This is a genomic window from Duganella hordei (assembly GCF_040369125.1).
Classification (GTDB): Bacteria; Pseudomonadota; Gammaproteobacteria; order Burkholderiales; family Burkholderiaceae_D; genus Rugamonas; species Rugamonas hordei.
The window spans coordinates 126,041-151,846 of the sequence record NZ_BPWI01000003.1 but is presented as its reverse complement, the minus strand read 5'-3'; the positions used below and the strand labels follow the sequence as shown (position 1 = coordinate 151,846).

General features: G+C 65.7%; 19 protein-coding genes. 15 read left to right on the top strand and 4 right to left on the bottom strand.

Features of this window, described 5'->3' with window-relative positions; all coding sequences use genetic code 11:
- From ABWW33_RS08765 to ABWW33_RS08755, 3 genes are all read left to right on the top strand, one after another.
- A complete protein-coding gene (locus ABWW33_RS08765) occupies positions 1-5,661 on the top strand; it encodes an Hpt domain-containing protein (RefSeq protein WP_353400900.1) in 5,661 nt (1,886 codons plus the stop codon).
- Between the two features lie 97 nt (positions 5,662-5,758).
- A complete protein-coding gene (locus ABWW33_RS08760; protein WP_176652493.1) occupies positions 5,759-6,448 on the top strand; it encodes a hypothetical protein in 690 nt (229 codons plus the stop codon).
- A gap of 12 nt (positions 6,449-6,460) precedes the next feature.
- Positions 6,461-6,781 (top strand): hypothetical protein, encoded by a 321-nt coding sequence (locus ABWW33_RS08755; protein ID WP_176652494.1) that lies wholly within the window; start codon positions 6,461-6,463, stop codon positions 6,779-6,781.
- Here the strand turns inward: ABWW33_RS08755 and ABWW33_RS08750 are convergent.
- The 3 genes from ABWW33_RS08750 to ABWW33_RS08740 form a co-directional block, all read right to left on the bottom strand.
- Positions 6,774-10,076: an AfsR/SARP family transcriptional regulator gene (locus ABWW33_RS08750; RefSeq protein WP_353400898.1), complete on the bottom strand. Its 3,303-nt coding sequence runs from the start codon at positions 10,074-10,076 to the stop codon at positions 6,774-6,776. The two genes, ABWW33_RS08755 and ABWW33_RS08750, sit on opposite strands and share 8 nt — an antisense overlap.
- 138 nt (positions 10,077-10,214) lie before the next feature.
- Positions 10,215-13,262: a carboxypeptidase-like regulatory domain-containing protein gene (locus ABWW33_RS08745; RefSeq protein WP_353400896.1), complete on the bottom strand. Its 3,048-nt coding sequence runs from the start codon at positions 13,260-13,262 to the stop codon at positions 10,215-10,217.
- A 198-nt stretch (positions 13,263-13,460) separates the two neighbouring features.
- Complete coding sequence (locus tag ABWW33_RS08740) at positions 13,461-14,897, bottom strand: cryptochrome/photolyase family protein (protein WP_353400894.1); 1,437 nt, start codon at positions 14,895-14,897, stop codon at positions 13,461-13,463.
- Positions 14,898-15,030: 133 nt separating this feature from the next.
- Here ABWW33_RS08740 and ABWW33_RS08735 point away from each other — a divergent pair, with 133 nt between their 5' ends.
- From ABWW33_RS08735 to ABWW33_RS08710, 6 genes are read left to right on the top strand one after another with little or no spacing between them, the layout of a single operon-like run.
- The gene (locus ABWW33_RS08735; RefSeq protein WP_176652498.1) at positions 15,031-15,681 is read left to right on the top strand and encodes a YqgE/AlgH family protein; all 651 of its coding nucleotides are present in this window, start codon (positions 15,031-15,033) and stop codon (positions 15,679-15,681) included.
- Positions 15,682-16,068, top strand: a complete 387-nt coding sequence (gene ruvX / locus ABWW33_RS08730; RefSeq protein ID WP_176652499.1) for a Holliday junction resolvase RuvX — start codon at positions 15,682-15,684, stop codon at positions 16,066-16,068.
- Between the two features lie 6 nt (positions 16,069-16,074).
- Complete coding sequence (pyrR, locus tag ABWW33_RS08725; RefSeq protein ID WP_176652500.1) at positions 16,075-16,590, top strand: bifunctional pyr operon transcriptional regulator/uracil phosphoribosyltransferase PyrR; 516 nt, start codon at positions 16,075-16,077, stop codon at positions 16,588-16,590.
- A 9-nt stretch (positions 16,591-16,599) separates the two neighbouring features.
- Positions 16,600-17,565 carry an aspartate carbamoyltransferase catalytic subunit gene (locus ABWW33_RS08720; protein WP_353400891.1) on the top strand — a complete coding sequence of 322 codons (966 nt, stop codon included), beginning with the start codon at positions 16,600-16,602 and terminating at the stop codon, positions 17,563-17,565.
- 8 nt (positions 17,566-17,573) lie between these two features.
- Entirely contained in the window at positions 17,574-18,875 is a 1,302-nt protein-coding gene (locus ABWW33_RS08715) for a dihydroorotase (protein ID WP_353400889.1), read from the top strand.
- A gap of 9 nt (positions 18,876-18,884) precedes the next feature.
- Positions 18,885-19,634 (top strand): lysophospholipid acyltransferase family protein, encoded by a 750-nt coding sequence (locus tag ABWW33_RS08710; protein ID WP_353400887.1) that lies wholly within the window; start codon positions 18,885-18,887, stop codon positions 19,632-19,634.
- Here the strand turns inward: ABWW33_RS08710 and ABWW33_RS08705 are convergent, their stop codons facing one another.
- Positions 19,635-20,501: a symmetrical bis(5'-nucleosyl)-tetraphosphatase gene (locus ABWW33_RS08705; RefSeq protein WP_353400885.1), complete on the bottom strand. Its 867-nt coding sequence runs from the start codon at positions 20,499-20,501 to the stop codon at positions 19,635-19,637.
- A 143-nt stretch (positions 20,502-20,644) separates the two neighbouring features.
- On the opposite strand from ABWW33_RS08705, the gene rfbB reads away from it, so the two are divergent.
- From rfbB to ABWW33_RS08675, 6 genes are all read left to right on the top strand, one after another.
- The gene (rfbB, locus tag ABWW33_RS08700; protein ID WP_353400884.1) at positions 20,645-21,718 is read left to right on the top strand and encodes a dTDP-glucose 4,6-dehydratase; all 1,074 of its coding nucleotides are present in this window, start codon (positions 20,645-20,647) and stop codon (positions 21,716-21,718) included.
- On the top strand, positions 21,715-22,611 hold the full coding sequence (gene rfbA, locus ABWW33_RS08695) for a glucose-1-phosphate thymidylyltransferase RfbA (RefSeq protein ID WP_353400883.1): 897 nt from the start codon (positions 21,715-21,717) through the stop codon (positions 22,609-22,611). The genes rfbB and rfbA overlap by 4 nt, the downstream gene beginning before the upstream one ends.
- Positions 22,608-23,156 (top strand): dTDP-4-dehydrorhamnose 3,5-epimerase, encoded by a 549-nt coding sequence (gene rfbC, locus ABWW33_RS08690; protein WP_353400881.1) that lies wholly within the window; start codon positions 22,608-22,610, stop codon positions 23,154-23,156. The genes rfbA and rfbC overlap by 4 nt, the downstream gene beginning before the upstream one ends.
- Positions 23,153-24,010, top strand: coding sequence for a dTDP-4-dehydrorhamnose reductase (gene rfbD / locus ABWW33_RS08685; RefSeq protein ID WP_353400879.1), 858 nt, complete (start codon positions 23,153-23,155; stop codon positions 24,008-24,010). Before rfbC ends, rfbD begins: the two co-directional genes overlap by 4 nt.
- Before the next feature lie 269 nt (positions 24,011-24,279).
- The gene (locus tag ABWW33_RS08680) at positions 24,280-25,374 is read left to right on the top strand and encodes an MraY family glycosyltransferase (RefSeq protein ID WP_353400877.1); all 1,095 of its coding nucleotides are present in this window, start codon (positions 24,280-24,282) and stop codon (positions 25,372-25,374) included.
- A gap of 65 nt (positions 25,375-25,439) precedes the next feature.
- Positions 25,440-25,751 (top strand): H-NS histone family protein, encoded by a 312-nt coding sequence (locus tag ABWW33_RS08675; RefSeq protein ID WP_353400876.1) that lies wholly within the window; start codon positions 25,440-25,442, stop codon positions 25,749-25,751.
- The last annotated feature ends 55 nt before the right edge of the window (positions 25,752-25,806 follow it).

Sequence of the window (25,806 nt, the reverse complement as noted above, 5' to 3'; positions counted from 1 at the left end):
ATGACCACAACTGATTTTTCGAACCCGCCGCAACCGCAATTCGATACCGGCCCCCTGTCGTGGGTAATGGTGGAAATCCGCGAGTCGCTGGCACGCTCGAAGACCGCGCTGTTCGAAGCGGGCGGCCGGGCACCGGAAGATCAGGCGACCCAGCTGCAGCACGCCAAGTCGCACCTGCACCAGGCGCACGGCGCCCTGCAGATCGTCGACGTGGACGGCGTGGCACTGATGACGCAGGTGGCGGAAGAGGCGCTGGACCGCTTCAAGGCCGGCACGCTCAAGTGCAGCACCGACCATGCGCAGACGCTGGCCGAGCTGTATCAGGCGCTGGCGGAGTATCTGCAGGAGCTGCTGGACGGCGCGCCGCCGCAGCCGGTCAAGCTGTTCCCTTACTACCGCGCGGTGCAGCAGATGATGGGCGTGGAGCGCATCCATCCGGCCGACCTGTTCTATCCGGACCTGTCGCGCGGGGCCGGCCTGCCGCTGGCGGCCGATGCCGGCGCCGCCGACTATGCGGCATTCCGGCAGCGGTTTGAAAAATCGCTGCTGCCTTACCTGAAGAGTACCGACGCGGCGCAGCAGCAGGAACATGCCGCCGCGCTGCGCGACGCGGTCAAGCTGGTGGCCGACGCGCAGCAGGACGGCAAGGCGCGCGCCTTCTGGCTGGCGATGCAGGGCTTCGCCGAGCTGGTGGCCAGCGCCGAGCTGGCGGGCGGCCTGTACGTCAAGCAGCTGTTTGGCCTGATCAATCTGCAGATCCGTCGTCTGAGCCAGGGCGCCGCCGCCCAGCCGGAAGCGATGCTGCGCGACGCCTTGTTCTTCATCGCCGCCGCCGGACCGTCGTCGGCGTCGGAAACCGTACAGCAGCTGCGCCGCGTCTTTGCGCTCGATGGACTGGTGCCGGCCGACTACGAAGCCCGCCGCTACGGCCAGATCGACCTGGAAGCGCTGGAACGCGCCAGGACCGCCATGGCGCAAGCCAAGGCCGCATGGGACAGGCTGGCCGACGCGGTGATCGATCCTGAACTGGATGCGGCCTTCGGCGTGGCCCTGGCCGATGCCGCCGCCGAATGCGAAAAACTGGCCTTGCCGGCGCTGTGCACCCTGCTGCGCCAGCTGGCCGACGTGGCGCGCACCGCGGTCACCGCCGGCCGCAGCGAGGAGCTGGCGCTGGAGATGGCGACCGCGCTGCTGTTCGCCGAACACGGTCTGGAACAGATCCGCCACCTGCCGGACGATTTCGCCGCGCATGCCGACACGATAGGCGCGCGCCTGCTGGCGCTGGTGGCCGGCGATACGCCGCCGGCTCCTGCCCAATGGCAGAACGGCCTGGCGCGCCAGCTGCAGCAGGACGACACGGTGGTCGCGCTGGCGATGGAAATGAAGACCGGACTGCGCCAGGTGGAGAAGGTGCTCGACGAGTACTACGTCGATCCGTCCCGTCGCCCGTCGCTGGTGGAACTGGATCCGGTGCTGCACCAGCTGCAAGGCGCGCTGGCGATCCTCGACCAGGAAGACGCGATGCGCGCGGCCCAGCATGTGAAGGCCGCCGTGCAGGGCCTGGCGGCCGGCGGCGGCGATCCGTCGCTGGAGCCGAAGACGCTGGACGACATTGCGCAGAACGTCGGCGCGCTGGGCTTCTTTGTCGACATGCTGGCGCAGAACGCGCCGGGTGCGCGCGAGCGCTTTGCCTTCGACGCGGAGCATGGCAGCTTCCGCTCGGTGCCGTTCAAGAAGATGCCGGCTTCGGAATCGATCCCTGTGCTGGAAGAGCAGGTGCCGGCACCTGCGCCGTCGTCGATGCCGTTGGCGGCGCCCGCGCCTGCGCCCAGCGATGCGGCGGTGGAAGCTGAACTGCTGGAGATATTTATCGCCGAGGCGCGCGAGGTTTTGCAGTTTGTCGATGGGACGCTGGCCAAGCCGCGTTCGGAGTCGGGCGGCGAAGAGAGCCTGGCCATGCTGCGCCGCTCCTTCCATACGCTCAAGGGCAGCGGGCGCATGGTCGGCCTGAACCAGTTTGCCGACGCCGCGCATGCGATAGAGCGGGTGATGAATGTCTGGCTGGCGGAAGCCCGGCCGGCTAGCGATGCCTTGTTCGACCTGCTCGGCAGGGCTGCGCAGGGCATGGGGGCGTGGGTGGCGGAGCTGGTCGCCAGCGGCGTTTCGTCGCGCAATGCCGATGCGCTGGTCGCAGCCGCTGCCCGGGTGCAGGAGGGGGGCGATTTCACCATCGACGAGGCGCCTTCTGCCGAGGGCGCGGCGCCACCGGTCGAGGAGATCGAGGCCGTGGCACCGCCGCCGGAGGACGAGGTGCCGGCCGTTGAGGAAATCGCTCCCGCGCCGCTGGTCGTCAGCGGCAACGTCATCGAATTCCCGACCATCACGCCGGCGGTGCCGCGCGACGACAACGTCAAGCATATCGGCGATCTGGAGATCGCCCTGCCGCTGTACAACATCTATCTGCACGAGACGGACGAACTGGTTCGCTTGCTGACGCAGGACTTCGGCGAATGGCGTCACGAGCCGCGCCGTCCGGTGAACGCAGCGGCCTTGCAGGCGTCGCATACGCTGGCCGGGACTTCGGGCACGGTGGGGTTCAAGGCGCTGCGCGAGTTGGCGCTGGCGCTGGAGTCGACGCTGCAGGCGCTGCTGCCGCCGGCGCCGCACCTGGACCAGGTGCAGCATGACCTGCTGGACTTTACGATTGAACGCATCCGCCAGATGCTGCACAGTTTTGCTGCCGGCGAAATGCCCGCTTCGCAGCCGGAGCTGCTGACCGCCTTGCATGACCTGCGCGAGGAACTGGCGGCCACGCCGCCCGCGGCCAGCAACGATATCGAGGCGCGCCTGGATGATCTGGTGGCCGAGACGATGGACAACATCACGTCGCCGCCGGAACCGGTCGAGTCGGCGCTGGATCAGCTGTTCCGCGAGACGTATAACGCAATCAGCGGCAGCGTGCCGGAGTCTGACGTGGAGGCGCCCGAGCAGCCGGCACCGAAAAAAGCACCGGCGCCTGCGGATGACATAGACGATTTGTTCAACGCCGCCTTCGACGATACCTTTGCCGAGCCGCCGCTCAAGATCGCCGCGCCACTCGCGCCGGAGCCGGAGCCTGTGCCGCCGGTCCTCGCGCTCGAGCCCGAACCGGAGCCAGAGCCTCAGCCCGAGCCAGAGCCAGAGCCGCAAGCGGCCGAACCCGAGCCCCAAGCCGCCGCGCCGGCGCTTGACTCAACGCCCGAGCCGATGCCCGAGCTGGACACGGAAATCATCGAGCTGCCGCCCGCCGAAGCGGAAATCCTGACCGCCGCGCCGGCGATCTTCCACGACGAACTGGACGCCGACCTGCTGCCGGTATTCCTGGAGGAGGGCGCCGACCTGCTGCCGCAAGTGGGCGAATCGCTGCGCGCCTGGCAGCATCAGCCTGCCGATCCCTCACATGCGCAAAGCCTGCTGCGCCTGCTGCACACCGTCAAGGGCAGCGCCCGCATGGCCGGCGCGATGCGTCTCGGCCAGCACGCGCACGAAATCGAAACCCACATTGAAAACATGGTGCACGCCGGTTCCACCACGCCGCAAGCGTTCGACGAACTGCTGGCACACTACGACCACGCGCTGCTGTTGTTCGAACAACTGCAGCACCCGGAGGCGCTGCAGCAGGCCGGCACTTCCGGCCTGGCCGCCGATGTCGGCAGCATGGACGCCGGCGCCGCCGCGATCGCAGGCACCGATGGCGTCGTCGCGCTCGACGTGGATGCCTACGCCGGTGCCGCCGTCGAGTCGCCCGCCGGCGACACCGCCAAGCCCACCGCTCCGGCCCCGATAACAATCGACGATCCGCAGCCCGGCGCCAAATCGCCGCTGGTCCGCGTTCGCGCCGACATCCTCGACCGCCTGGTGAACCAGGCCGGCGAAGTCTCGATCTCCCGCTCCAAGCTGGAAAACGAAGTGGAGACGCTGCGCTCCTCGCTGTTCGACTTCTCGGAAAACCTCACCCGGCTGCGCCGTCAACTGCGCGAAGTCGAAATGCAGGCCGAATCGCAGATCGCCTCGCGCATGTCGATCTCCAGCGAGCGCGAATTCGATCCGCTCGAATTCGACCGCTTCACGCGCCTGCAGGAGCTGACCCGCATGATGGCGGAAAGCGTCAACGACGTCGCCTCCTTCCATGAAAGCCTGACCCGCAGCGTCGACAACGCCGGCGAAGACCTGGTGCTGCAAGCGCGCCTGACGCGCGACCTGCAGCGCGACCTGATGCGCGTGCGCATGGTGCCGTTCGCCAGCATCTCGGAGCGGCTGTTCCGTGTCGCCCGCCAAAGCGCCAAGGAAGTGGACAAGCGCGTCAACCTCGATATCCGTGGCAGCGCCGTTGAAATCGACCGCAGCGTGCTGGAACGCATGGCCGCGCCGTTCGAGCACCTGCTGCGCAACGCCATCGCCCACGGCGTGGAAAGCCGTGCCGGCCGCGGCGAGGCGGGCAAGAACGAAACGGGTGAACTGCTGGTGCAGGTGGCCCAGCAGGGCAATGAAGTCGTCATCGAATTTACCGACGACGGCGCTGGCCTCGATCTGGAGCGCATCCGCGCCAAGGCGGTCAGCAACGGCCTGCTGCGCGAAGACGAGGAAGTCACCGATGCCCAGATCGCCGACCTGATTTTCGAACCCGGTTTCTCCACCGCAGAATCGCTGACCGAGCTGTCGGGACGCGGCGTCGGCATGGACATCGTGCAGTCCGAAGCACAAGCGCTGGGCGGCCGCGTCGACATGTTCTCCGAACGCGGCAAGGGCACAAAATTTACCATCCACCTGCCGCTGACGCTGGCCGTCACCCAGGTGGTGCTGCTGGCCGCGGGCGGCAAGACATACGCGCTGCCGGCCATCCTGGTCGAGCAGGTGCTGCAGATGAAGGAAGCCGCGCTGGCGGAAGCGCACCGCAACGGCCACGTGCCGATCCAGGGCCAGCAGGCGGCGCTGCATTACCTGCCAGTCTTGCTCGGCGCCGGCGGTGCGCAACCGCCGGTGCAGCGCTCCTCGCCGGTGATGATGCTCAAGAACGGCAACGAGCGGCTGGCGGTGCAGGTCGACGAGGTGCTCGGCAACCGCGAGGTGGTCATCAAGAACATCGGCCCGCAGTTGGCGCGCATGGTCGGCATCGCCGGCGCCACGGTGCTCGGTTCCGGCGATATCGTGCTGATACTGAACCCGGTGGCGCTGGCGCAGCACCTGGCGCATCATCCGGAACTGAAGGCGCAGCACGCACAGGCGGACGGGCGCGATCGGGCGGCGCATCAGCGCGGACGTTCCATCATGGTGGTGGACGATTCGATGACGGTGCGCCGCGTGACGCAGCGCCTGCTCGAGCGCGAAGGCTACACCGTCGTCCTGGCCAAGGACGGCGTGGACGCGCTGGAGCAGTTGCAGGGCAGCGCGCCGGACCTGATGCTGGTCGATATCGAGATGCCGCGCATGGACGGCTTCGACCTGACCCGCAACGTGCGCGGCGACGACCGCACCAAGGACATCCCTATCATCATGATTACCTCGCGCAGCGCCGACAAGCACCGCAACTACGCGCTGCAACTGGGGGTGAACGCCTACTTCGGCAAGCCGTTCCAGGAGCCGGTGCTGCTGGACGCGATCGAAGGGCTGCTGAAACAGTAAGGCATTTGCAAGCCATTTGTGGGTAGTACAAGATTACCTTTCTTCCTGCGGTCATCGATATTCCATCGGTGGCGCTCTCTTACAGGAAGAAAGCATCATGTCAGTCACCAGCACTTACTCATTCATACAGGGCTTCTTTAATGGAGTCTTTGTCGGCCAGAATACCGTCAAGGCGGCGGACCAGCCGTTTTCCGAATCGCCTCCGGGCAGCGGCGTGTTCGTCGTCCATCGTCCCAACGGCGAAAACCTGGTCGATCTGGGCAAGCTGATTAACACCAACGCCAACGTCGGCATGGTCGCCACACAGCTGATCAGCTCCGGCGCCTCGTTGACCAGCGGCCTGCGGGTGCAGGCCACGCCCTGGATCAGCGTTCCCTACTTCATGCAGTCGCCGGCCGCGCACAAGCCTTTCGACATGCTAGCCAAAGTCAATTTCGACTTCCATATCGAAACGCCGTGGTTCTGCAGCGATATCGACGGCACCATCTCGGTGTTCCTGTTCATGTTCCTCGACAGTCAGAAGCATCTGCACGTGACGGTCGACGGCACCTGGTTCTCGTTCGACGGCGGCGCGCCTTTCTGCGCCGGTCCCGCCAAGGATGCGCTGAAGAAGGCTATGCCGGCAGTGCGCAAGCAGGTGCAGGACCTGCTGCCGCAGCTGACGTCCGCCATCTCCGGCGTCAAATTCGCCAAGCCTTACTTCTTGCCGGGTAACGGCACCAAGACGGCCGGCACCTTCGTACAAAACGCCAGCAGCGACGCGTCGCTCGGCCTGCTCTTAGCTTAAAGGAAAACGAAAATGGACAAGGATCAAAAACTGGTCAGCGATATCAGCGCGCTGCTGCGCGAGGCGGGCTACACCGGCCTGACGGTGCAGAACGATCACTACGGCACACTGCTCAACGCCACCCGCGAACGTAGCGGCGTGGTGCTGCGGATGTCGCCGGACATGCAGAAGGTCGGCCGCCGCACCGAAGAAGGCGCGGCGGAAGCACGCACCGCGCGGCTGGACGTGCACGAGGTGCCGGTGATGGAAGGCGTCGCCGAACAGCTGCGCGCCAATCCGGAACTGGCCAGGGCCATGAACATCCCGGCCGAGCATTTGAAATACATCATGTAGCACGCTTGGGTCCGGCCTGCACTGCGTGTTGCGCAGGTCCGGACCTCGCCGCGGCAACTGCGCCGGCGATCAGTTGCTGCGCCAGCGCCTCGATCTCCGGCGCCACCGGCGCGCCCAGCGTGCTCAATGCCACGCGCTGGTAGCGCCGGTAGGCCGCCAGTCCCTCTTCAAAGCGCGCACCGTCGAGATGGATGCGCATCAGGTCTGCGTTCAACGCCTTGCAGCATTGGTCCGCTTCCAGCGCCCGTTCCAGCAACTGCACGGCGGCGGCCGTGCGGCCGGCCTGCGCCAGCTGGCGTCCGGCGTCGCCCAGGGTTCGCGCCAGCTTGCCGCGCCATAGTTCGCGCCGCGCCAGCAGCCATGGCGCGCTGTCCCCGGCCAGCAATTCTCCCCGATACAGCGACAGCGCCTGCGTGGCGGCCATCAGCAGCGCGGTCTCCAGCGGCGCATTCGCACCCGCACCTGCATCGGCGCCCCAGGCGCGCGTCAGTTCCTGCAAGCGTGGCAGCAGTTGCTCCAGTGCCGCCGTGTCGCTCCAGCACTGCTGTGGCGCCAGCGACAGTACTCCTTGCTCCAGCAGGATGCTGCCCGCGCCGATGGTCGCGCGCAATCGCGACAGCGTGGTCTCCAGCGCATGGCGGGCGGTATCGCCGTCGGCGTCGGGCCACAGCAATTCCGCCGCCCGTTCCAGCGTGACGCTACCCGGCGCATGGGCGGCGACCAGCTTCAGGATGTCGAGTTGGCGGTGCTTGGACTTGCCTTGCGAGCGCAACGGCTCGCCGGCGATGCGCAATTCGAAGCCGCCGAAAGTGCGCACCTGCACTGGCCATGGCCAGTTGTCGCCGGCGTCGGGCGGCGGCGCCAGGCGCCAGGCGCGCACCAGCATGCAGGCGGCTCCGGGCAGGATGCCGGCGGCCAGCGCATGGGCGCACAGCGGTTGCAGGATATGCGGTGTGGCGAAGGTCAGGTAGCCGCCGCCCTGAGCGGCGACGTGGTTCAGCGCGCGGCGCAGCTTGTCCTGCGCCAGCAGCAGCTGCACCGGCTGCGCGCGCTGCAGCTGCGCCAGCGGCTGGGCGTGGCCGTCGGCGCCGGCGATGAACAGCCAGGCCTCCAGCAGGTCGGCCCAGGTTTGCGCCAGCGGCGAACGGTAGTCGACGGCATGCCGGCGCAGCACGGCGGTTTCGGCTGCGCAGCGCTCGCGGTCGAGCAGCGTGTAGGCGACGCAGCCGGCGGCCTGCGCATACACCTCGTACGGCACGCTGCCGAAGCGCAGCGCCGCCTCGTGCGCCATGTGGGCATGGGCCAGCGCGCTGTGGCCGTCGCCGTTATAGCTGGCCAGCCAGGTTCGCGTCAGCTGCAGGTGGGCCACCAGGTTGTGGTGCTGCGGCGGCGTTTGCGCCGCCACTTCGGCGATGACGGCGACCGCTTTGCCAGGCTCTCCGCGCAGCAGGCAGGCGGCGGCGTGCAGCAGCGCGTAGTGGCTGTCCATGATGCGGATGCCGCTGCTTTCGGAGCTTGCGCGGCAGGCCGCGTAGGTGGCGTCGAAGCGGTCGTGGTCCATGGCGGTCAAGGCGTCGTACAGCTGCACCAGATGCGACAGGTAGCGCGCGTAGGGCGGCAGCGCGGCCGCTTCCGGCATCGCGTCCACCAGCTCGCGCACCGCGTGCACGGCGGCGTAGCGGCCGGACTGGTAGTAGTGCTGGCCCAGCATCGCGCCCAGCCTCACCTTCAATGTCGGCTCGCCCGGCTGGCGCAGCACTTCCTGCGCGCGCTGTTCCCACAAATCCATGTCCTGGTGGCCGGGATCGGTCATGAACAAGCCGCTCCACACGCTGTGCGTCAGGTGCGCCTTGAGCGCGGAGCCGGGCAGGCGGTCGTAGTCCTCCGCCGGATCGACGTGCTGCCGCAGGAAGGCGCGCAGCGGCTGTTCGGCGGCGCCGTCGAAGAAGTAGGAACTGATGATGGCGCTCAGCGCCTGGAAGCGGTGCGTGGGCTGGTTTTGTTCGGTGAACGCCTGCAGCGCCTTGAGCAGCGCGGCGCGGGCGCGCGCGGTGTCGCTCATGAAGACGGCCAGTCCAAGCCAGTAGTAATGCCAGGCATTGCGATGCGCTTCGGGCAGGGCGTCGATCCAGCGCGCCAGCGTGGTGTGGCGGGCGCTGGCGAACATCGATTCGGCGCTGGCTTCGATCAGTCCGGCCGCGCGTTCGGGCATGCCGTGTTCCAGTGCCAGCTTGATGGCCGCATCGCCGCTGCCGTCGGCCAGCAGCACGTCGATGCAGCCGGCGATCCATGCGCGGCGCTGCTCTTCGCCGACGCGGGTGGCGGCCCATTTGCGCAGGAAGCCCTGGAACAGCGGATGCAGCGCGTACTGGCGGCCGGGGTATTCGTAGATCAGCGCGCCCTGCGCGGCCAGCCGGGCGACGATGTCGGCCGCGTGCGGCGCGCCGGACAGCGCCGCCGCCCAGGCGCCGCTGAAGTGCGGCAGCCAGCAGACAGCCAGCAGCGTCGCCCGTTCCTCGTCGCTGTAGGCGCTGAAGACTTCCTCCGCCAGGTAGCCGATCATCGCCTCCGACAGCACGTCCTCCGCCGCCAGCGCGGCGCCGGGGCGGCGCTTCAGCCACGACGCCACCAGCGCGATGCCGGCGGCCCAGCCGCGGGTGAAGGCATAGACGCTGTCGGCGACGGTGTCGGCCTGGCCCACGCCCAGCACATTCAGCAGCACTTCGGTTTCATCGCGGGTGAAGGCCAGCGCCGTGCTGTCCAGTTCATGCATGTCGCCATGCGCCAGCAGGCGCGCGCAGGCGGCCGGAGGCAGCGCGCGGCTCAGCACTACCACCTTGCTGGCCGGCGGCAGCTCGGTGGCCAGCGTTTCGAGGAACTGGCGGAACCACGGCGCGTCCTGGCAGCGGTGGGCGTCGTCCATGACGATGCAGCTGGCCGGCGCCAGCGCCGCGCCCAGCGAGCGTGCGTACAGCCGCAGATAGCCCTGCGGCGCCGGCAGGTGTTCGCGCAGCAGCGGCGGCGGTTGCCAGCCGGGCGCCACGGCGCCGTTGACGATGGCTTGTTCGAAGTAGAGCAGGAAGCTGGCGGGATCGGTGTCGGCTTCGTCCAGCCGCAGCCAGGCCACGGTGGGACCGGCGGCCTGGCAGAATTCCAGCCCCAGGCTGGTCTTGCCGGAACCGGCCGGCGCGGCGATCCAGGTCAGCGTGGCGGGGGAGTCGAGCACCGTCTGCACGGCGCTGTGGCGGCCGATCAGGCGGGCGACCGGACGGGAGGTTTTGGCGAGTGATGCCATGATGGTGATTCCTCGAAGCGAACTGCGCAGGAACCACTAGTTTAATTCTAATTATAAAAAGAACAAATATTTAATTTCAACAACTATTTATTTGCAACAGACAACTGCAAGGGGCGCCGCCCCTTGCAAGTCCCTGCCTTAGCCAGGGTCGACCTTGTTACTCAGCGTGAAGTGCGCCTCCGCGTAGTTGTCGCCGTCGACGAACATCCACCACGTGCCGGTCTTGCCCGGGCCGATGGTGAACGGCGCCAGGTGCCCTTCCTGGTAGTTGTCGCCGTCTGCATAGCCCTCGCCGTAGCAGCGCAGCGTGGCCTTGACCTGGATGACGTCGTTGGCCAGCAGGTCCAGCGTCAGGATCAGACGCCCCATCGCGTCGTCGGCCACCTGGTCGAACACCTTGACCACGTGGGTGCTGGACGACGGTCCCAGTTGGGCGATGTTGTAGAAATCGCCGACGCTGTGCGGATAGGTCGCTGCGGCGAATTCGTAGTCGGTGGTGGCCATCCAGCCGTCGATGGTCAGGCGGCGGAACAGGTGTGAAGGCTGCTTCAGGTCCAGCGTGACGTTGGCGGTCTTGTTGGCCGCGACGGTCACCGAGGCCTCGCCGTGCAGCGCCTGTTTGTCTGCCGTCACCAGCACGCTGCCCACCGGGACGTTGGCCAGCGTGAAGCTGCCGTCGGCCGCGCTGTGCGTGAACTGGTTCTGCGAAATCTGCACGCTGGCGCCGGCGGCCGCCTTGCCGTCGAAATGCACCACGCCGTGCAGCGTGCCGGTCTGCGCCACCTTCTTCCATTTGTAGATGGTCACTTCCTCCCAGCGCGCCGGGCGGTAGATCAGCGGTTCGGCGTAGCCGTACAGCGGCGCGTCGAAGAAGCACAGGTTGGCGGGGCTGACGGCGTTGGCGTCGCCGGTCTGGCGCCAGGCGTCGGAGTCCTTGGCGTCGGATTCGCACCAGTCGGAGGCGAAGGCGTTGAGCATCTGGTTGGCGGTGTCGTCGGCGGCGTCGGTCAGCGCGTTGCCGAACCAGCCGGCGCTCTCGAGCACCATCTCGTGGATCTTCGAATACAGGATCTCGCCGGCGGCGATGCGTTCGTCGGACTGGTAGACGTACAGGCCGTCCGGCGTCGACGGCACGATCTGCGCGCCGCCGGCCAGGTCGCTCTGTTCCAGCATGCCGCCTTCCATCGGCACGCCGGACTGTTTGATCGACATCCACAGCAGCGACGAGCACACCGTCGGGAAGGTGTTGGCCGCCCACTTGGCGCTGGCCGGCGCCTTGTCGGTCAGGCCGATGGCGGGCTTGGTGTAGCAGTAGAAGCGGTAGTGGCTCTTGCCGGCCTGCTGCGCCGCGAAGTCGGCGATGCCGTGCAGGGTCTGGCGGATTTCCAGCGTCTCGCTCAGAGGATCGGGCTTGACCACCATGGCCGGCACGATTTCCGGCGCCACGCCGCCCAGGTCCATTTTCGATTCGATGGTGGCGAAGCCGGCGATCGGGTACTTCTTGCCGGTCTCCGGATCGACCATGTCCTCGCCGTCGACGGCGTGGGCGACGGTTTGCGTGACCACGCCCGGCCACAGGTATTTGAGCACGTCGGGACGGGCGCCGTCGCCGCCGATGAATTCGATCAGGCGGTCTTCCGACGCCGTCGAGTGGGTGATCTCATCGCGGTTGCGGGTCATGATGCCGGAGTGCGAATAGCGCTGCGGCGGCGTCACCGTTTGCAGCACGGCGGAGATCAGGCTGCCATTGCTGGGATTGAGGATCAAGTCGCCCTTCTTGGCGTTCATGAAGCGCGCAGGCATCTGCATCCAGCGTTTTTCCTGCGTCGGCATGCAGAACATGCCGTCGGGGATGTGGTCCGGCAGGTTCCACGGATCGCACTCCTGGCCGTCGACCGGGAACGGCGGCGCCATATGCATGTCCATCGCGGTGAGCGTCGTCGGGCCGTGCAGCGCCACCGAGGAGGAGGCCGGCAGCATGCCGTAGCTGCCCAGGCGCGTCACTTCCTCCAGCGTGATCGATGTGGGGTTGGCCACCAGCTGGCGGCTGGCCAGGTCGCTCAGCAAGGTTTGCGCGGCGGCGTTGACCAGCAGCTTCTTGCTCATGTGCTGCGGCAGGTCGAAGTGCGCGCTGACGCGCACCGGCAGGCCGTTCGGCGCCGTGCCCTTGTAGTGAACGCTGAAGGCGATGGCCTGCTGCGGCACCTGCGCTTTCGGAATCGCCACGTCGATGCGGGTCGTGCCCTGGGCCTTCAGCACGATGGCGCTGGCGGCGGCCGGACGCAGTTCGAATTCGCGCGGGCCCTCTTCATACGCCAGTTCCAGCTGCATGCTGCTCAGCGTCAGGTTGGTCGCTTCCGGATTGCGCACGGTGAAGCTGGCGCGGTAGCTGCCGTCGATGAATTGGGCGCTGAAGTCGCTGCTGTCCACCGGCGGCTGCAGCACGCCGCGCTGGCGCGTCAGGAAGTAGGGATTGGCCACGCTGACGCTGCGCTGTATCACATGCGGCGCATCGCCCGGCTGCTGCACCGTCACCTTGACGTGGAACACCGTGTGCGGACGGTTCGGATTCAACTGCGTGGCGAAATCGTGCTGCAGCGTCGGATGCGTGCTGCCCATGGCCACCGTGCCCAGTTCCCAGTTGTAGGCCGCCGCGGTGGCGCCGCCGCCGGCATTGATGGCGAGGCGAGGTTGCGTGGTCGGCAGCAGGACGGGATGGGTGGCCGCGTCGCGCGCGGCGATGGTCTGCAGACCCATGGCCGTTTTGTGCGGCGCGATGTGAATCGGTGGACGGGTGCGCGGCGTGCCCTGGGTGCGGCGCTCCGGCGCGTTCTCCACCGTCAGTATCATCGCGGTGGGATTGTGCGGCGCCGTGCGCACCGTCAGCGTCGGCGGCTGCTTGCCGTCGGCCGGGGCGTTGATCTGGACTTCGGCTTTCAGCTTCTCGATGGCGCCGCGCTTGCCGGCCGTGACGTTGATGGTCTTCTTGCCGGCGCGGTTCCACACCAGGTACTGCTTCGAGCCGGGCACGCCGTTGATGCAGATGTTGCCTGACTCATTGTTATCGTAGGACTGGCCGTTCGGCGCCTTGACTTCGACGCAGACGCTGTCGCCGATGGCGGCCACGGCGGGCGTGCAGACGACCGAGCCGAGCAGCGGGGTAGGGATCGTTGGAACTTGCAACATGGGAACTCCTGTAGACATTGGGAATGGTGACCTCAGGCCTGTTTGCAGCAGTCCTGGTGTTGCCAGTGTCGTCGGGAGCGGCCCACAAATCGCTCACAAATGCTAAACCCGGGGTCAGATCCGACATTTGGACACGAGCTCTGCCGTAGCAGCCGCTACGGCAGAGCTCGTGTCCAAATGTCGGATCTGACCCCGGGTTTAAATTTTCTTCACCACCGCGTAGCGCTCCAGCGTGCGCTTGCGCGCTTCGTCGTGCATGACGATGGGACCGGGATAGTCCAGCGGCAGCATGCGCGGCACCAGCCATGGCGCGTGGATTTCCTTGTCGCCAAGGTCTTTCAGCGCCGGCAGGTAACGGCGGATGAATTTGCCTTCGCTGTCGAACTTCTCCGACTGCGTGACCGGATTGAAGATGCGGAAGTAGGGCTGCGCGTCGCAGCCCGAGGAGGACGCCCATTGCCAGCCGCCGTTGTTGGAGGCCAGGTCGAAATCGTTCAGGTGCAGCGCGAAGTAGGCTTCGCCGCGCCGCCAGTCTATGCCCAGGTCCTTGATCAGGAAGCAGGCGGCGACCATGCGCAGGCGGTTGTGCATATAGCCGGTGCGGTTCAGCTGCGCCATCGCGGCGTCGACCAGCGGATAGCCGGTGCGCCCTTCGCACCAGGCGGCGAACAGCTCGTCGGCCTCGGGACCGGTCTCCCACTGGATGGCGTCGTAGGCCGGCTTGTAGGCGCCGCCCACCACGTGCGGATTGTGGAACAGTATCATCGCGTAGAACTCGCGCCAGATCAGTTCGGCCAGCCAGACCGTCGCGCCTTCGCCACCGGCGCCGCGCGCCGTCAGGTCCAGCACCGTGCGCACCAGGTGGCGCGCCGACAGCGTGCCGAAGCGCAAATGCATCGACAGGTACGACGGTCCCTTGACTGCCGGGAAGTCGCGCGCCTGCTTGTAGCCGGCGAGGCGCGGCAGGAAGTCCTCGAACAGCGCGGCCGCGCCGGACATGCCGGTAGGGATCTTCAGCTCGGCCAGGTTGCTCGGCTCGAAACCGAGCTCGGCCAGCGTCGGCAGGGCGGGGGCGTGCGCGGGCGGAGGCGGCGCCAGATGCGCGGCGTACGGTTCGACCTGCCAGGGCGCCAGCACCGAGGGATCGGCTTCCAGCTTTTTCAGCCAGGCGTTCTTGTAGGGCGTGTAGACGGAGAACACGCCGCCGGTCTGCGACAGCACTTCGCTTTTTTCAAAGACGACCTGGTCCTTGCAGCTGAAGAAGCGGCGGCCATCGGCCTGCAGCGCGCGCCCGACGGCGTCGTCGCGGGCGATCGCCCTCGGTTCGTAGTCGTGGTTGCAGTACACCGCGTCCACGCCCAGTTCGGCCGCCAGCGCCGGGATCTCGGTGGCCGGATCGGCATGACGCACGATCAGGTGGCCGCCCAGCTGCCGCAGCTCCTGCGCCACTTCGGCAATGCTGGCGTGGATGAAATCGACCCGCCGGTCGCGCCGCGGCAGGCCGGCCAGGATGGTGCTGTCGTAGATGAATACGCAATGGACGAGGGCGCTGTTTTGCAGCGCCTGGCTCAAGGCCGCGTGGTCGAAAACCCGCAAATCGCGGCGCAGCCAAACCAGGGAGGAATTCAGTTTCATTCGGTCTGTGTCAATCTTGTGGCGGAACGCAAACATGGCCGCCCCCGCATTTCAGTGTAAACTATCGCTTAGACAGAGTTGCCAGCCGCGCGAATACTACAGTAATTGTTAGCAGCACAGAAAGATCACGTATATGAAGAAAAGCAAAATCGGCAAAACTCTCCCCGTACCCGGCCTGATGCAGGAAGCCAGCGATCCCCTCGAGGATGCCGGCTCCGGCGCGGCCGGTACCTTGAATCTGGCAAATCATTTCCTGATTGCAATGCCATCGATGCAAGACCCGGTCTTCGGCGGTACGGTGGTGTATGTCTGCGAACACAATGAAAACGGCGTGTTGGGCGTGGTCATCAACAAACCCACCGACATGACGATGCAGGTGCTGTTCGAGCGCATCGACCTGAAGCTGGAATCGGACGTGGATGTGGACGAGCCCATCATGTTCGGCGGCCCGGTGCAGGACGACCGCGGCTTCGTGCTGCACACGCCGGGCAGCCGCTATTCGTCGTCGCTGACGGTGACCAAGGACGTGGCGTTCACCACCTCGATCGACGTGCTGGAGGCCGTGGCCGCCGGCGACGGTCCGCAGCGCATGCTGGTGTCGATCGGCTACTCGGGCTGGAGCCCGGGCCAGCTGGAAGACGAGATCAGCCGCAACGGCTGGCTGACCGTCAGCGCCGATCCGGACATCCTGTTCAACCTGCCGATAGAAGAGCGCTACACCGCCGCCATGCGCCTGCTGGGGATCGATCCGCTGATGCTGACCTCCGAGGCGGGTCATGCCTAAATGAGCATTGAGACCGTCTTCGCCTTCGATTTCGGCGTCAAACGCATCGGCGTGGCGATGGGCAATACCATGATACGCCAGGCCGAACCGGTCAAAGTCATTACCGCCATCGACAACGCCACCCGCTTTGCCGACATCCAGGCGCTGCTGGACGAATGGAAGCCGGCCCGGCTGGTGGTCGGGCTGCCCATGCATCCCGACGGCGCCGAGCACGAGATGACCGCGCGCGCGCGCAAGTTCGCCAATCAATTGCACGGCCGCTTCAACCTGCCGGTGGAGCTGGTCGACGAGCGCTACTCCTCGGCGGTGATTTCGGCCCGGCGCGGCGAGCTCATCGACGACCGCGCCGCCGCCATCATCCTGCAACAATATTTCGACGCTAACTAAAAAATCATGTCCACACTGAACCCCAACCAACTCGATGCCGAAGCGCTGTACGCGACGCTGCTGGCCGACGTCAAGGCCGGCCTGGCCGGCGTCAGCGATGTCGCCATCGTCGGCATCCACTCCGGCGGTGCCTGGATCGCCGAACGCCTGGCCGCCGACCTCGGCCTGAGCGCGCGCTGCGGCGTGCTGGACGTGTCCTTCTACCGCGACGACTACGCCAAGAAGGGCTTGCCGGCCGACGTCAAGCCGACCAACATCACCTTCGACGTGGCCGCCGCCAACATCCTGCTGGTGGACGACGTGCTGTACACCGGCCGCACCACGCGCGCCGCCATCAACGAACTGTTCGACTACGGCCGCCCGGCGCGCATCATGCTGGCCGCGCTGGTCGACCGCGGCGAGCGCCAGTTGCCGGTCGCTGCGGACTTCGTCGCCGGCCACGTGCAGGTGCCGCCGGGGCAGGCGCTGGTGCTGAAACGCGCCGGCGACGGAAAATTCACGCTCACCATAGACAACGCCTAAATCACCACTATGCTTAATCCGCAACTGAATAAACACGGCGAGCTCCAGCACCTGCTGTCGATCGAGGGACTGCCGAAGTCCATCCTCAATCACATCCTGGACACCGCCTCGTCGTTCGTCGGCATCTCCGACCGCGATGTGAAGAAAGTGCCGCTGATGCGCGGCAAATCGGTGTTCAACCTGTTCTTCGAAAACTCCACCCGCACCCGCACCACCTTCGAGATCGCCGCCAAGCGGCTGTCGGCGGACGTGATCAACCTGAACATCCAGGCCTCGTCGGCCAGCAAGGGCGAGTCGCTGCTCGACACCATCGACAACCTGGCGGCCATGCATGCCGACATGTTCGTCGTGCGCCACGCGCAATCCGGCGCGCCCTACCTGATCGCCAAGCATTTGATGGAGACCAGGCAGCCGCACGTGCACGTGGTCAATGCCGGCGACGGCCGCCACGCGCACCCGACGCAAGGCCTGCTGGACATGTACACCATCCGCCACTACAAGAAGGACTTCACCAACCTGCGCGTGGCCATCGTCGGCGACATCCTGCACAGCCGCGTGGCCCGTTCCGACATCCATGCGCTGACCACCCTGGGGGTGCCGGAAGTGCGCGCCATCGGCCCGCACACCTTGCTGCCGGGCGGCCTCGAGCAGATGGGCGTGCGCACCTTCACCAACATCGACGAAGGCTTGAAGGACGTCGACGTCATCATCATGCTGCGCCTGCAGAACGAGCGCATGAGCGGCGCGCTGCTGCCGTCGGCGCAGGAATACTTCAAGAGCTACGGCCTGACGCCGGAGCGGCTGGCGCTGGCCAAGCCGGACGCGATCGTCATGCACCCCGGTCCGATGAACCGCGGCGTGGAAATCGACTCGGCGGTGGCGGACGGCTCGCAGGCGGTGATCTTGCCGCAGGTGACTTTCGGGATTGCGGTACGCATGGCGGTAATGAGCATAGTGGCAGGGACTCAGGGATGAACGCAGGGATGAAACTTCATATTAAAAACGGCCACCTGATCGATCCGGCCAACGGCATCGATGCCAAGAACGACCTGTATATCGCCGACGGCAAGGTGCTGGCTGTGGGCTCGGCGCCTGCGGGCTTCGTTGCGGACCGGACCATCGACGCCGCCGGCCTGATCGTCTCACCCGGCTTCGTCGACCTGTCCGCGCGCCTGCGCGAGCCTGGCTACGAGTACAAGGCCACCCTGGAATCGGAAATGCAGGCCGCCATGCAAGGCGGCGTGACCAGCCTGATCTGCCCGCCGGACACCGATCCGGTGCTGGACGAACCGGGCCTGGTGGAAATGCTCAAGCACCGCGCCAAGACGCTGAACCAGGCCAATGTGCACCCGCTGGGCGCGCTGACCGTCGGCCTGAAGGGCAAGTCGCTGACCGAGATGGCCGAGCTGACCGAAGCCGGCTGCATCGGCTTCGCCCAGGCCGAGGAGCCGATAGAAGACACCAACGTGCTGCTGCGCGCGATGCAGTATGCCAAGACGTTTGAATACACCGTGTGGCTGCGTCCGCAGGATGCGCACATCGGCCGCGGCGGCATCGCCGCCAGCGGTCCGCTGGCCTCGCGCCTGGGCCTGTCCGGCGTGCCGGTGATGTCGGAAACGATCGCGCTGCACACCATCTTCGAGCTGATGCGCGCCACCGGCGCGCGCGTGCACCTGTGCCGCATGTCGTCGGCCGCCGGCCTCGAGCTGGTGCGCAGCGCCAAGAAGGAAGGCCTGCCGGTCACTTGCGACGTCGGCGCCCACCACATCCACCTGACCGACGCCGACATCGGCTTCTTCGATTCCAACGCGCGCGTGACGCCGCCGTTCCGCAGCCAGCGCGACCGCGACGCGATCCGCTTCGGCCTGCTCGACGGCACCGTCGACGCGCTGTGTTCGGACCACACGCCGGTCGACGACGACGAGAAGCTGCTGCCGTTCGGCGAAGCCTCGCCCGGCGCCACCGGCCTGGAGCTGCTGCTGTCGCTGACCTTGAAATGGGCCGACGACTACGCCGCCAGCCAGGACACCGGCGCGGTGCGTCCGCTGGCGCGCGCGCTGGCCCGCATCACGTCCGACGCGGCGCGCGTGGCCGGCCTCGACGCCGGCACCCTGTCGGTCGGCGCCACGGCCGACGTCTGCCTATTCGATCCGGAGGCGCGCTGGACGGTGGAAGCGTCGGCGCTGGCCAGCCAGGGCAAGCACACGCCTTTCCTCGGCTACAACCTGGCGGGACAAGTGCACACCACCATCGTCGCCGGTCACGTGGCCTGGCAACGCAGCTGATCGCACCGCATGAACATCTTGACGATCTTCCGCCTGGTGCGGGTGTTCCTGCACGTGCTGCTTGGGATGGCGATCTGCGCCACGGTGTTTCCGTGGCTCGGACAGGAAAAACGTAACGGCCACATCCGTCGCTGGTCCACCCGGCTGCTGCGCATGTGCAATGTGACGGTGGAGCAGCGCGCCGGCGGCGCGGCGGTGCTGGAGCGGGCGGCGGTGGTGGCCAACCATGTGTCGTGGCTGGACATCTTCGTCATCCACAGCCTGCATCCCTGCCATTTCGTCGCCAAGGCCGAGATCCGCGCGTGGCCGCTGGCCGGCTGGCTGGCGGAGAAGGCCGGCACCGTGTTCATCGCGCGCGGCAACCGGCGCGACCTGCGGCATATCTTCAAGGGACTGGTGCACAGCCTGCAGCGCGGCGAGCGCGTGGCCTTCTTCCCCGAGGGTACCACGGCGGCGCAGGGCAGCCTGCTGCCGTTCCACGCCAACCTGTTCGAAGCGGCGATCGACGCCAAGGTGCCGGTGCAGCCGTTTGCGCTGTCGTACGAGGATCCGGCCGGGGCGTCGCATCCGTCGGTGGATTTCATCGGCGAGACCTCGTTCGCCGAGAGCATCATGCTGATACTGAACGGTCCGCCGGTGAGGGCCAAGCTGGCGATCCTGCCGGCCATCGCCACCATCGATGCGCACCGGCGCGACGTGGCCGAAGCGGCGCACCAGGCCGTCGCCGCCGCGCTGGGCGTGACGGCTGCCGTGCATTAGTTATTTCTTGCCGCCGTGCTGCTGGAACTCCGGGCACTGCACCTGCAGCAGTTGCCGGTCTTCCAGGCAGACGGCGCTCAGCTGGCCGCCCCAGACGCAGCCGCTGTCGAGTCCGATCAAGTTGGGCTTCAGCGTCAGGCCCAGCGCCGACCAGTGGCCAAACGCCACCGTGGTCCTGGCCGAGCGCCGACCCGGCACGTCGAACCACGGCATCAGGCCCGAGCCTTCGTCGGCCTTGCCGCTTTCCTTCATCTTGAAATCCATCACGCCGTCCGCGCTGCAGAAGCGCAGCCGCGTCATCGCGTTGATGATGCAGCGCAGCCGGTCCGCTCCCTGCAGCGCGTCGTTCCATTGATCGGGCTGGTTGCCGTACATCTCGGCCAGGAAATCGGCAAGCGTCGACTCGGGGCCACGCAGCATGTCCTGCACCTCGCCGGCCAGCGCCATCGCCTGCGCCGGCGTCCATTGCGGCAGCAGGCCCGCGTGCACCAGCACATGCCCCTGGACCTGGATCGCCAGCGGACGCCGCCGCAGCCAGTCGATCAGCTCGGCGCGGTCGGGCGCGTGCAGGATCTCGGCCAGCGTATCCGATTTGTGCTCGGGCCGGATGCCGTAGGCGACGGCCAGCAAGTGCAGGTCGTGATTGCCGAGCACGCTGTCGATGCGGCCGCCGCTGGCCATGCACAGCGCGCGCACATGGCGCAAGGTGGCCAGCGAATCAGGGCCGCGATTGATCAGGTCACCCGCAAAAAATATAGTGTGTTCGGCATCGCTGTCGCGACGCGCGGCGTCGGCATTAACCAGTTTGAGCAGCGCCAGTGTTTGCTCATGGCAACCTTGTAGGTCGCCGATCAGGTAGGTTGTCATCGATATGCCGTAGATTTTTTTTGGGATGTGAAAAATTCGCAGAAAGGTCTTACACACAAGCGATTTTTCTCACTCGTGTTCGAAAGATCACATAAAATTGCAGTTATTGCCAAATTTTACTTACTTACTCGACGGGATACTAAATGATTTTTGTTACGGGTGGTGCCGGTTTCATCGGTTCAAACTTTGTGCTGGACTGGCTGGCCCAGTCCGACGAGCCGGTAGTCAATTTTGATAAACTGACCTACGCAGGCAATCTCAACAATCTGGCCTCGTTGAAGCAGGACTCCCGCCATATCTTTGTCCGTGGCGATATTTGCGACCAGGCCCAGGTGCTGGCCCTGTTCCAGCAGCACAAGCCGCGCGCCATCGTGCACTTCGCCGCGGAGAGCCATGTCGACCGTTCCATCCTCGGGCCGGGCGAATTCATCAACACCAACATCAACGGCACCTTCAGCCTGCTGGAAGCCACGCGCGCCTACTGGTCGGCGCTGCCGGATGACGACAAGGCCGCCTTCCGCTTCCTGCACGTGTCCACCGACGAAGTGTACGGCACGCTGGGTCCGGACGATGCGCCGTTCAGCGAAACCACCGCGTTCGCCCCGAACAGCCCGTACTCGGCATCGAAGGCCGCGTCGGACCACCTGGTGCGTTCCTACCACCACACCTACGGCCTGCCGACGCTGACCACCAACTGCTCCAACAACTACGGTCCGTATCACTTCCCGGAGAAGCTGATCCCGCTGATCATCGCCAACGCGCAGGCGGGCAAGCCGCTGCCGATCTACGGCGACGGCCAGCAGGTGCGCGACTGGCTGTACGTCAGCGACCACGCCGCCGCGATCCGCCGCGTACTGGAAGCGGGCCGCCTGGGCGAGACCTACAACGTCGGCGGCTGGAACGAGATGGCCAACCTCGACGTCGTGCACACGCTGTGCGACATGCTCGACAAGCTGAAACCGAAGGCGGACGGCAGCAGCTACCGCGCGCAGATCACCTACGTCAAGGACCGTCCCGGCCACGACCGCCGCTACGCCATCGACGCCCGCAAGCTGGAACGCGAACTGGGCTGGAAACCGGCCGAGACCTTCCAGACCGGCATCGCCAAGACCGTGCAGTGGTACCTCGACAACCAGGCCTGGGTGGCCGACGTGCAGTCGGGCAGCTACGCCAAGTGGGTGGAAACCAATTACTTTAACCGCGAAGGCCAGCAATGAGCATCCCTAACCGTAAAGGCATTATCCTGGCCGGTGGCTCCGGCACCCGTCTGTACCCGGTGACGATGAGCGTCTCCAAGCAGCTGCTGCCGATCTACGACAAGCCGATGATTTACCATCCGCTGACCACGCTGATGCTGGCCGGCATGCGCGACATCCTGATCATCTCGACGCCGCAGGACACGCCGCGCTTCCAGGACCTGCTGGGCGACGGCGGCCAGTGGGGCATCAACATCAGCTACGCGGTGCAGCCTTCGCCGGACGGCCTGGCGCAAGCCTTCATCATCGGCAAGGAATTCGTCGGCGATTCGCCGTCCGCGCTGATCCTGGGCGATAACATCTACTACGGCAACGACCTCGACGCGCTGCTGCGCCACGCCACCGAGCAGGTCGACGGCGCCACCGTGTTCGCCTACCACGTGCAGGATCCGGAACGCTACGGCGTGGTCGAGTTCGACGGCAAGCGCACCGCGGTGTCGATCGAGGAAAAACCGCTCAAGCCGAAATCGAACTACGCCGTCACCGGCCTGTATTTCTACGACAAGCAGGTGTGCGACATCGCGGCCAGCATCAAGCCGTCCGCGCGGGGCGAACTGGAGATCACCGACGTCAACCGCGTGTACCTGGAAAAGCAGCAGCTGAACGTGGAAGTCATGGGCCGCGGCATGGCCTGGCTCGACACCGGCACCCACGACTCGCTGCTGGACGCGTCGCAGTTCATCGCCACCATCGAGAAGCGCCAGGGCCTGAAAGTGGCTTGCCCGGAAGAGATCGCTTACCGCAAGGGCTACATCGATGCCGCGCAGCTGCGCAAGCTGGCCGAGCCGCTGAAGAAGAACAACTACGGACTATACCTGCTGCAGATTCTTGAAGATAAGGTGATTCCACGATGAATGTGATCAAGACTCCGCTGGAGGGCCTGCTGGTGCTGGAACCGCGCGTCTTCGGCGACGACCGCGGTTTTTTCTATGAAAGCTTCAACGCCCGCACCTTCGCCGAACTGACCGGCGTCGATCTGGCCTTCGTGCAGGACAACCATTCGCGCTCGGCCAGGGGCGTGCTGCGCGGCCTGCACTACCAGATCCAGCAGGCGCAGGGCAAGCTGGTGCGCGTGACCGCCGGCTCGGTGTTCGACGTGGCCGTCGACCTGCGCAAGAGTTCGCCGACTTTCGGCCAGTGGTACGGCCTCGAACTGTCGGCCGACAACAAGCGCCAGTTGTGGATACCGCCCGGCTTCGCCCACGGTTTCGGCGTCACCAGCGAGCACGCAGAGTTCCTGTACAAGACCACCGACTACTGGGCGCCGCAGTTTGAGCGCTCGGTGTTGTGGAACGACCCGGCGATCGGCATCGAATGGCCGGCCGAGCTGGCGGCTCCGCTGCTGTCCGGCAAGGACGCGGCCGCCGTGCTGCTGGCCGACGCCGAGGTGTTCGCATGAAAATCCTGCTGACCGGCAGTACCGGCCAGGTGGGTTACGAGCTGGCGCGCAGCCTGCAGGGCATAGGCGAGGTGGTGGCGGTGGACCGCGGCGTCATGGACCTGTCCGACCTGGACCAGGTGCGCGACGTCATCCGCCGCGAAAAGCCGCAGCTGATCGTCAACCCGGCCGCCTACACGGCGGTCGACAAGGCCGAGAGCGAGCCGGAGCTGGCGCATCGCGTCAACGCCGAGGCGCCGGGCCTGATGGCGCAGGAAGCCAAGGCGCTGGGCGCGGCCATGGTGCATTATTCGACCGACTACGTGTTCGACGGCAGCCAGCCGTCGGCGCGCCGCGAGGACGATCCGATCGGCCCGCTGAACGTCTATGGCGCCAGCAAGCTGGCCGGCGAGCAGGCCATCGCTGCGGCCGGCATTCCGCACCTGATCTTCCGCACCAGCTGGGTGTATGGCACGCGCGGCAAGAACTTCCTGCTGACCATGCTGCGCCTGGCCAAGGAGCGCGACGAGCTCAAGGTGGTGGCCGACCAGCACGGCGCGCCGACCTGGAGCCGCACCATCGCCGACACCACCGCGCTGGTGCTGTCGCAGGCCCATGCGGGCGGACGCGAGTGGTGGGTGCAGAACAGCGGCGTCTACCACCTGAGCGCGCAGGGCCAGACCACCTGGTTCGATTTCACCCGGGCCATCGTCGAGGAAGCAGGACTGTCGTGCCGCGTGCTGCCGATCGCCAGCGCCGAATATCCGGTGCCGGCCAAGCGGCCGCAGTACTCGGTGATGTCGTCCGAGCGGCTGATGGCGCGCTTCTGCCGCTTGCCCGACTGGAAAGAGGCGCTGCATCTGTGCATGCGCTGATTTGTATCGATTGGTAAGCAATCCCGCCTCACCAATTATCTGCTGCTATGATGCCGGCGCACCGCGAAAGCGGCGCCGGCATATTCATTTGTATGGCCTTCAACGTTGCAAATGCGTCCCAAGCGGGCTGAGAAATGGCAATAAGCGGCTATCAATTCAAGACCGGCCTTGCCAATCCGGTACAATCGCGGGTTAGCGTGCTGACAATCCGGCGCAAGGCGCCAAGTCACATATCGGTTAGCGCATCCGATACTTTGTATAGATAAGATATGTTTTCATTTTTGCTGAGCTTTATCGCTTCCGCGCTACTAACCCTGCTGGTCATTAAAGAAGCGAGATTGCACGGTCCGGCACTCGATTCCGATTTCCTGGGCGTGCAAAAAGTGCACGCGCATCAGGTCGCCCGTATCGGCGGCCTGTCGATTTTTTTATCGGTCGCGCTCAGTTCCTTTATTTCCATCTGGCGCGTGCCGGCCATGACGCATTGGCTGATGTCGCTGCTGGCGTGTTCGGCTGTGGCATTTGTCGGCGGCATCGTCGAGGATTACACCGGCAAGGTCAGCGCCACCCGCCGGCTGCTGCTGACGATGGCGGCCGCCGCGCTTGGCTATTTCCTGCTGGATGCCCGCATCGACCGCATAGACTGGGCATTTTCCGCCTGGCCGCTGCAATACATGTGGCTGACCTTGCCGCTGACGGTGCTGGCGGTGGCCGGCATCGCCAACGCGGTCAACATCATCGACGGGTTTAACGGCCTGGCCAGCGTGGTCTGCATCTGCATGCTGCTGTCGCTCGGCTACGTGGCGCTGCAGGTCAACGACATGTTCGTGCTGATCGCCGCGCTGATGGTGGCCGGCGCCACCGCCGGCTTCCTGATCTGGAATTATCCGGTCGGCATGATTTTCCTCGGCGACGGCGGCGCGTATTTTATCGGTTTCATGCTGGGCGAACTGGCATTATTGCTGGTGATGCGCAATCCGCAGGTTTCCACCTGGTATGCCGCGTTGTTATTAATCTATCCGACATTTGAAACTTTATTTTCCGTCTATCGACGAATGTTTGTCCGTGGAAAATCTCCGGCCATGCCGGACGGCATCCATTTGCATAGCCTGATCTTCCGCCGCATCGTGCAATGGGCGGTCGGCCGCAAGGAGGCGCGCGCGCTGATACGCCGCAATTCGCTGACGTCGCCTTATCTGTGGCTGTTTTCGCTGATGGCGGTCATTCCGGCGACCGTATTCTGGCGCTATACCTGGGCATTAATGTGTTTCTGTATTTTGTTTATCAGCAGTTACATCTGGATTTATGTGCGCATCGTCCGATTTAAAGCGCCGCGCTGGATGATACGTCATAAGAAAGACTGATTTTTTTATGTTGATGTAATATATTCCGGCCAAGCTTTATATCACCTCACATAAAGGGAAATGCAATGGATCTGTCTAATATGTCGTCTGCGGAATTGCGCGATCTGCAGGAAAAAGTTAAACGCGAATTAAAACAGCGCGAAAGCCAGGATTTGGCCAAGGCGCGCGAACAGATCATGGCGATCGCCCAGAGCGTGGGCGTGCCGCTGAAGGATCTGGTGGCCGGCCCGGGCACGCGCGCCAAGACCGGCAGCGTGGCGCCGCGCTACCGCAATCCCGCCGACGCGTCCCAGCAATGGACTGGCCGGGGGCGCCAACCGAAGTGGGTCAAGGAATGGCTCGAGGCCGGTAAAGACATTGCCGGCTTAAAGGTTTAAACTGCTGAAGTTCTGACAACAAGGCGGCAGGATGGGCCTGTCGCCGGCGCCGCAC

Coding starts and splice junctions, on each gene's coding strand:
- ABWW33_RS08765 (WP_353400900.1), top strand. CDS start 1: ATGACCACAACTGATTTTTCGAACCCGCCGCAACCGCAATTCGATACC.
- ABWW33_RS08760 (WP_176652493.1), top strand. CDS start 5,759: ATGTCAGTCACCAGCACTTACTCATTCATACAGGGCTTCTTTAATGGA.
- ABWW33_RS08755 (WP_176652494.1), top strand. CDS start 6,461: ATGGACAAGGATCAAAAACTGGTCAGCGATATCAGCGCGCTGCTGCGC.
- ABWW33_RS08750 (WP_353400898.1), bottom strand. CDS start 10,076: ATGGCATCACTCGCCAAAACCTCCCGTCCGGTCGCCCGCCTGATCGGC.
- ABWW33_RS08745 (WP_353400896.1), bottom strand. CDS start 13,262: ATGTTGCAAGTTCCAACGATCCCTACCCCGCTGCTCGGCTCGGTCGTC.
- ABWW33_RS08740 (WP_353400894.1), bottom strand. CDS start 14,897: ATGAAACTGAATTCCTCCCTGGTTTGGCTGCGCCGCGATTTGCGGGTT.
- ABWW33_RS08735 (WP_176652498.1), top strand. CDS start 15,031: ATGAAGAAAAGCAAAATCGGCAAAACTCTCCCCGTACCCGGCCTGATG.
- ruvX (WP_176652499.1), top strand. CDS start 15,682: ATGAGCATTGAGACCGTCTTCGCCTTCGATTTCGGCGTCAAACGCATC.
- pyrR (WP_176652500.1), top strand. CDS start 16,075: ATGTCCACACTGAACCCCAACCAACTCGATGCCGAAGCGCTGTACGCG.
- ABWW33_RS08720 (WP_353400891.1), top strand. CDS start 16,600: ATGCTTAATCCGCAACTGAATAAACACGGCGAGCTCCAGCACCTGCTG.
- ABWW33_RS08715 (WP_353400889.1), top strand. CDS start 17,574: ATGAAACTTCATATTAAAAACGGCCACCTGATCGATCCGGCCAACGGC.
- ABWW33_RS08710 (WP_353400887.1), top strand. CDS start 18,885: ATGAACATCTTGACGATCTTCCGCCTGGTGCGGGTGTTCCTGCACGTG.
- ABWW33_RS08705 (WP_353400885.1), bottom strand. CDS start 20,501: ATGACAACCTACCTGATCGGCGACCTACAAGGTTGCCATGAGCAAACA.
- rfbB (WP_353400884.1), top strand. CDS start 20,645: ATGATTTTTGTTACGGGTGGTGCCGGTTTCATCGGTTCAAACTTTGTG.
- rfbA (WP_353400883.1), top strand. CDS start 21,715: ATGAGCATCCCTAACCGTAAAGGCATTATCCTGGCCGGTGGCTCCGGC.
- rfbC (WP_353400881.1), top strand. CDS start 22,608: ATGAATGTGATCAAGACTCCGCTGGAGGGCCTGCTGGTGCTGGAACCG.
- rfbD (WP_353400879.1), top strand. CDS start 23,153: ATGAAAATCCTGCTGACCGGCAGTACCGGCCAGGTGGGTTACGAGCTG.
- ABWW33_RS08680 (WP_353400877.1), top strand. CDS start 24,280: ATGTTTTCATTTTTGCTGAGCTTTATCGCTTCCGCGCTACTAACCCTG.
- ABWW33_RS08675 (WP_353400876.1), top strand. CDS start 25,440: ATGGATCTGTCTAATATGTCGTCTGCGGAATTGCGCGATCTGCAGGAA.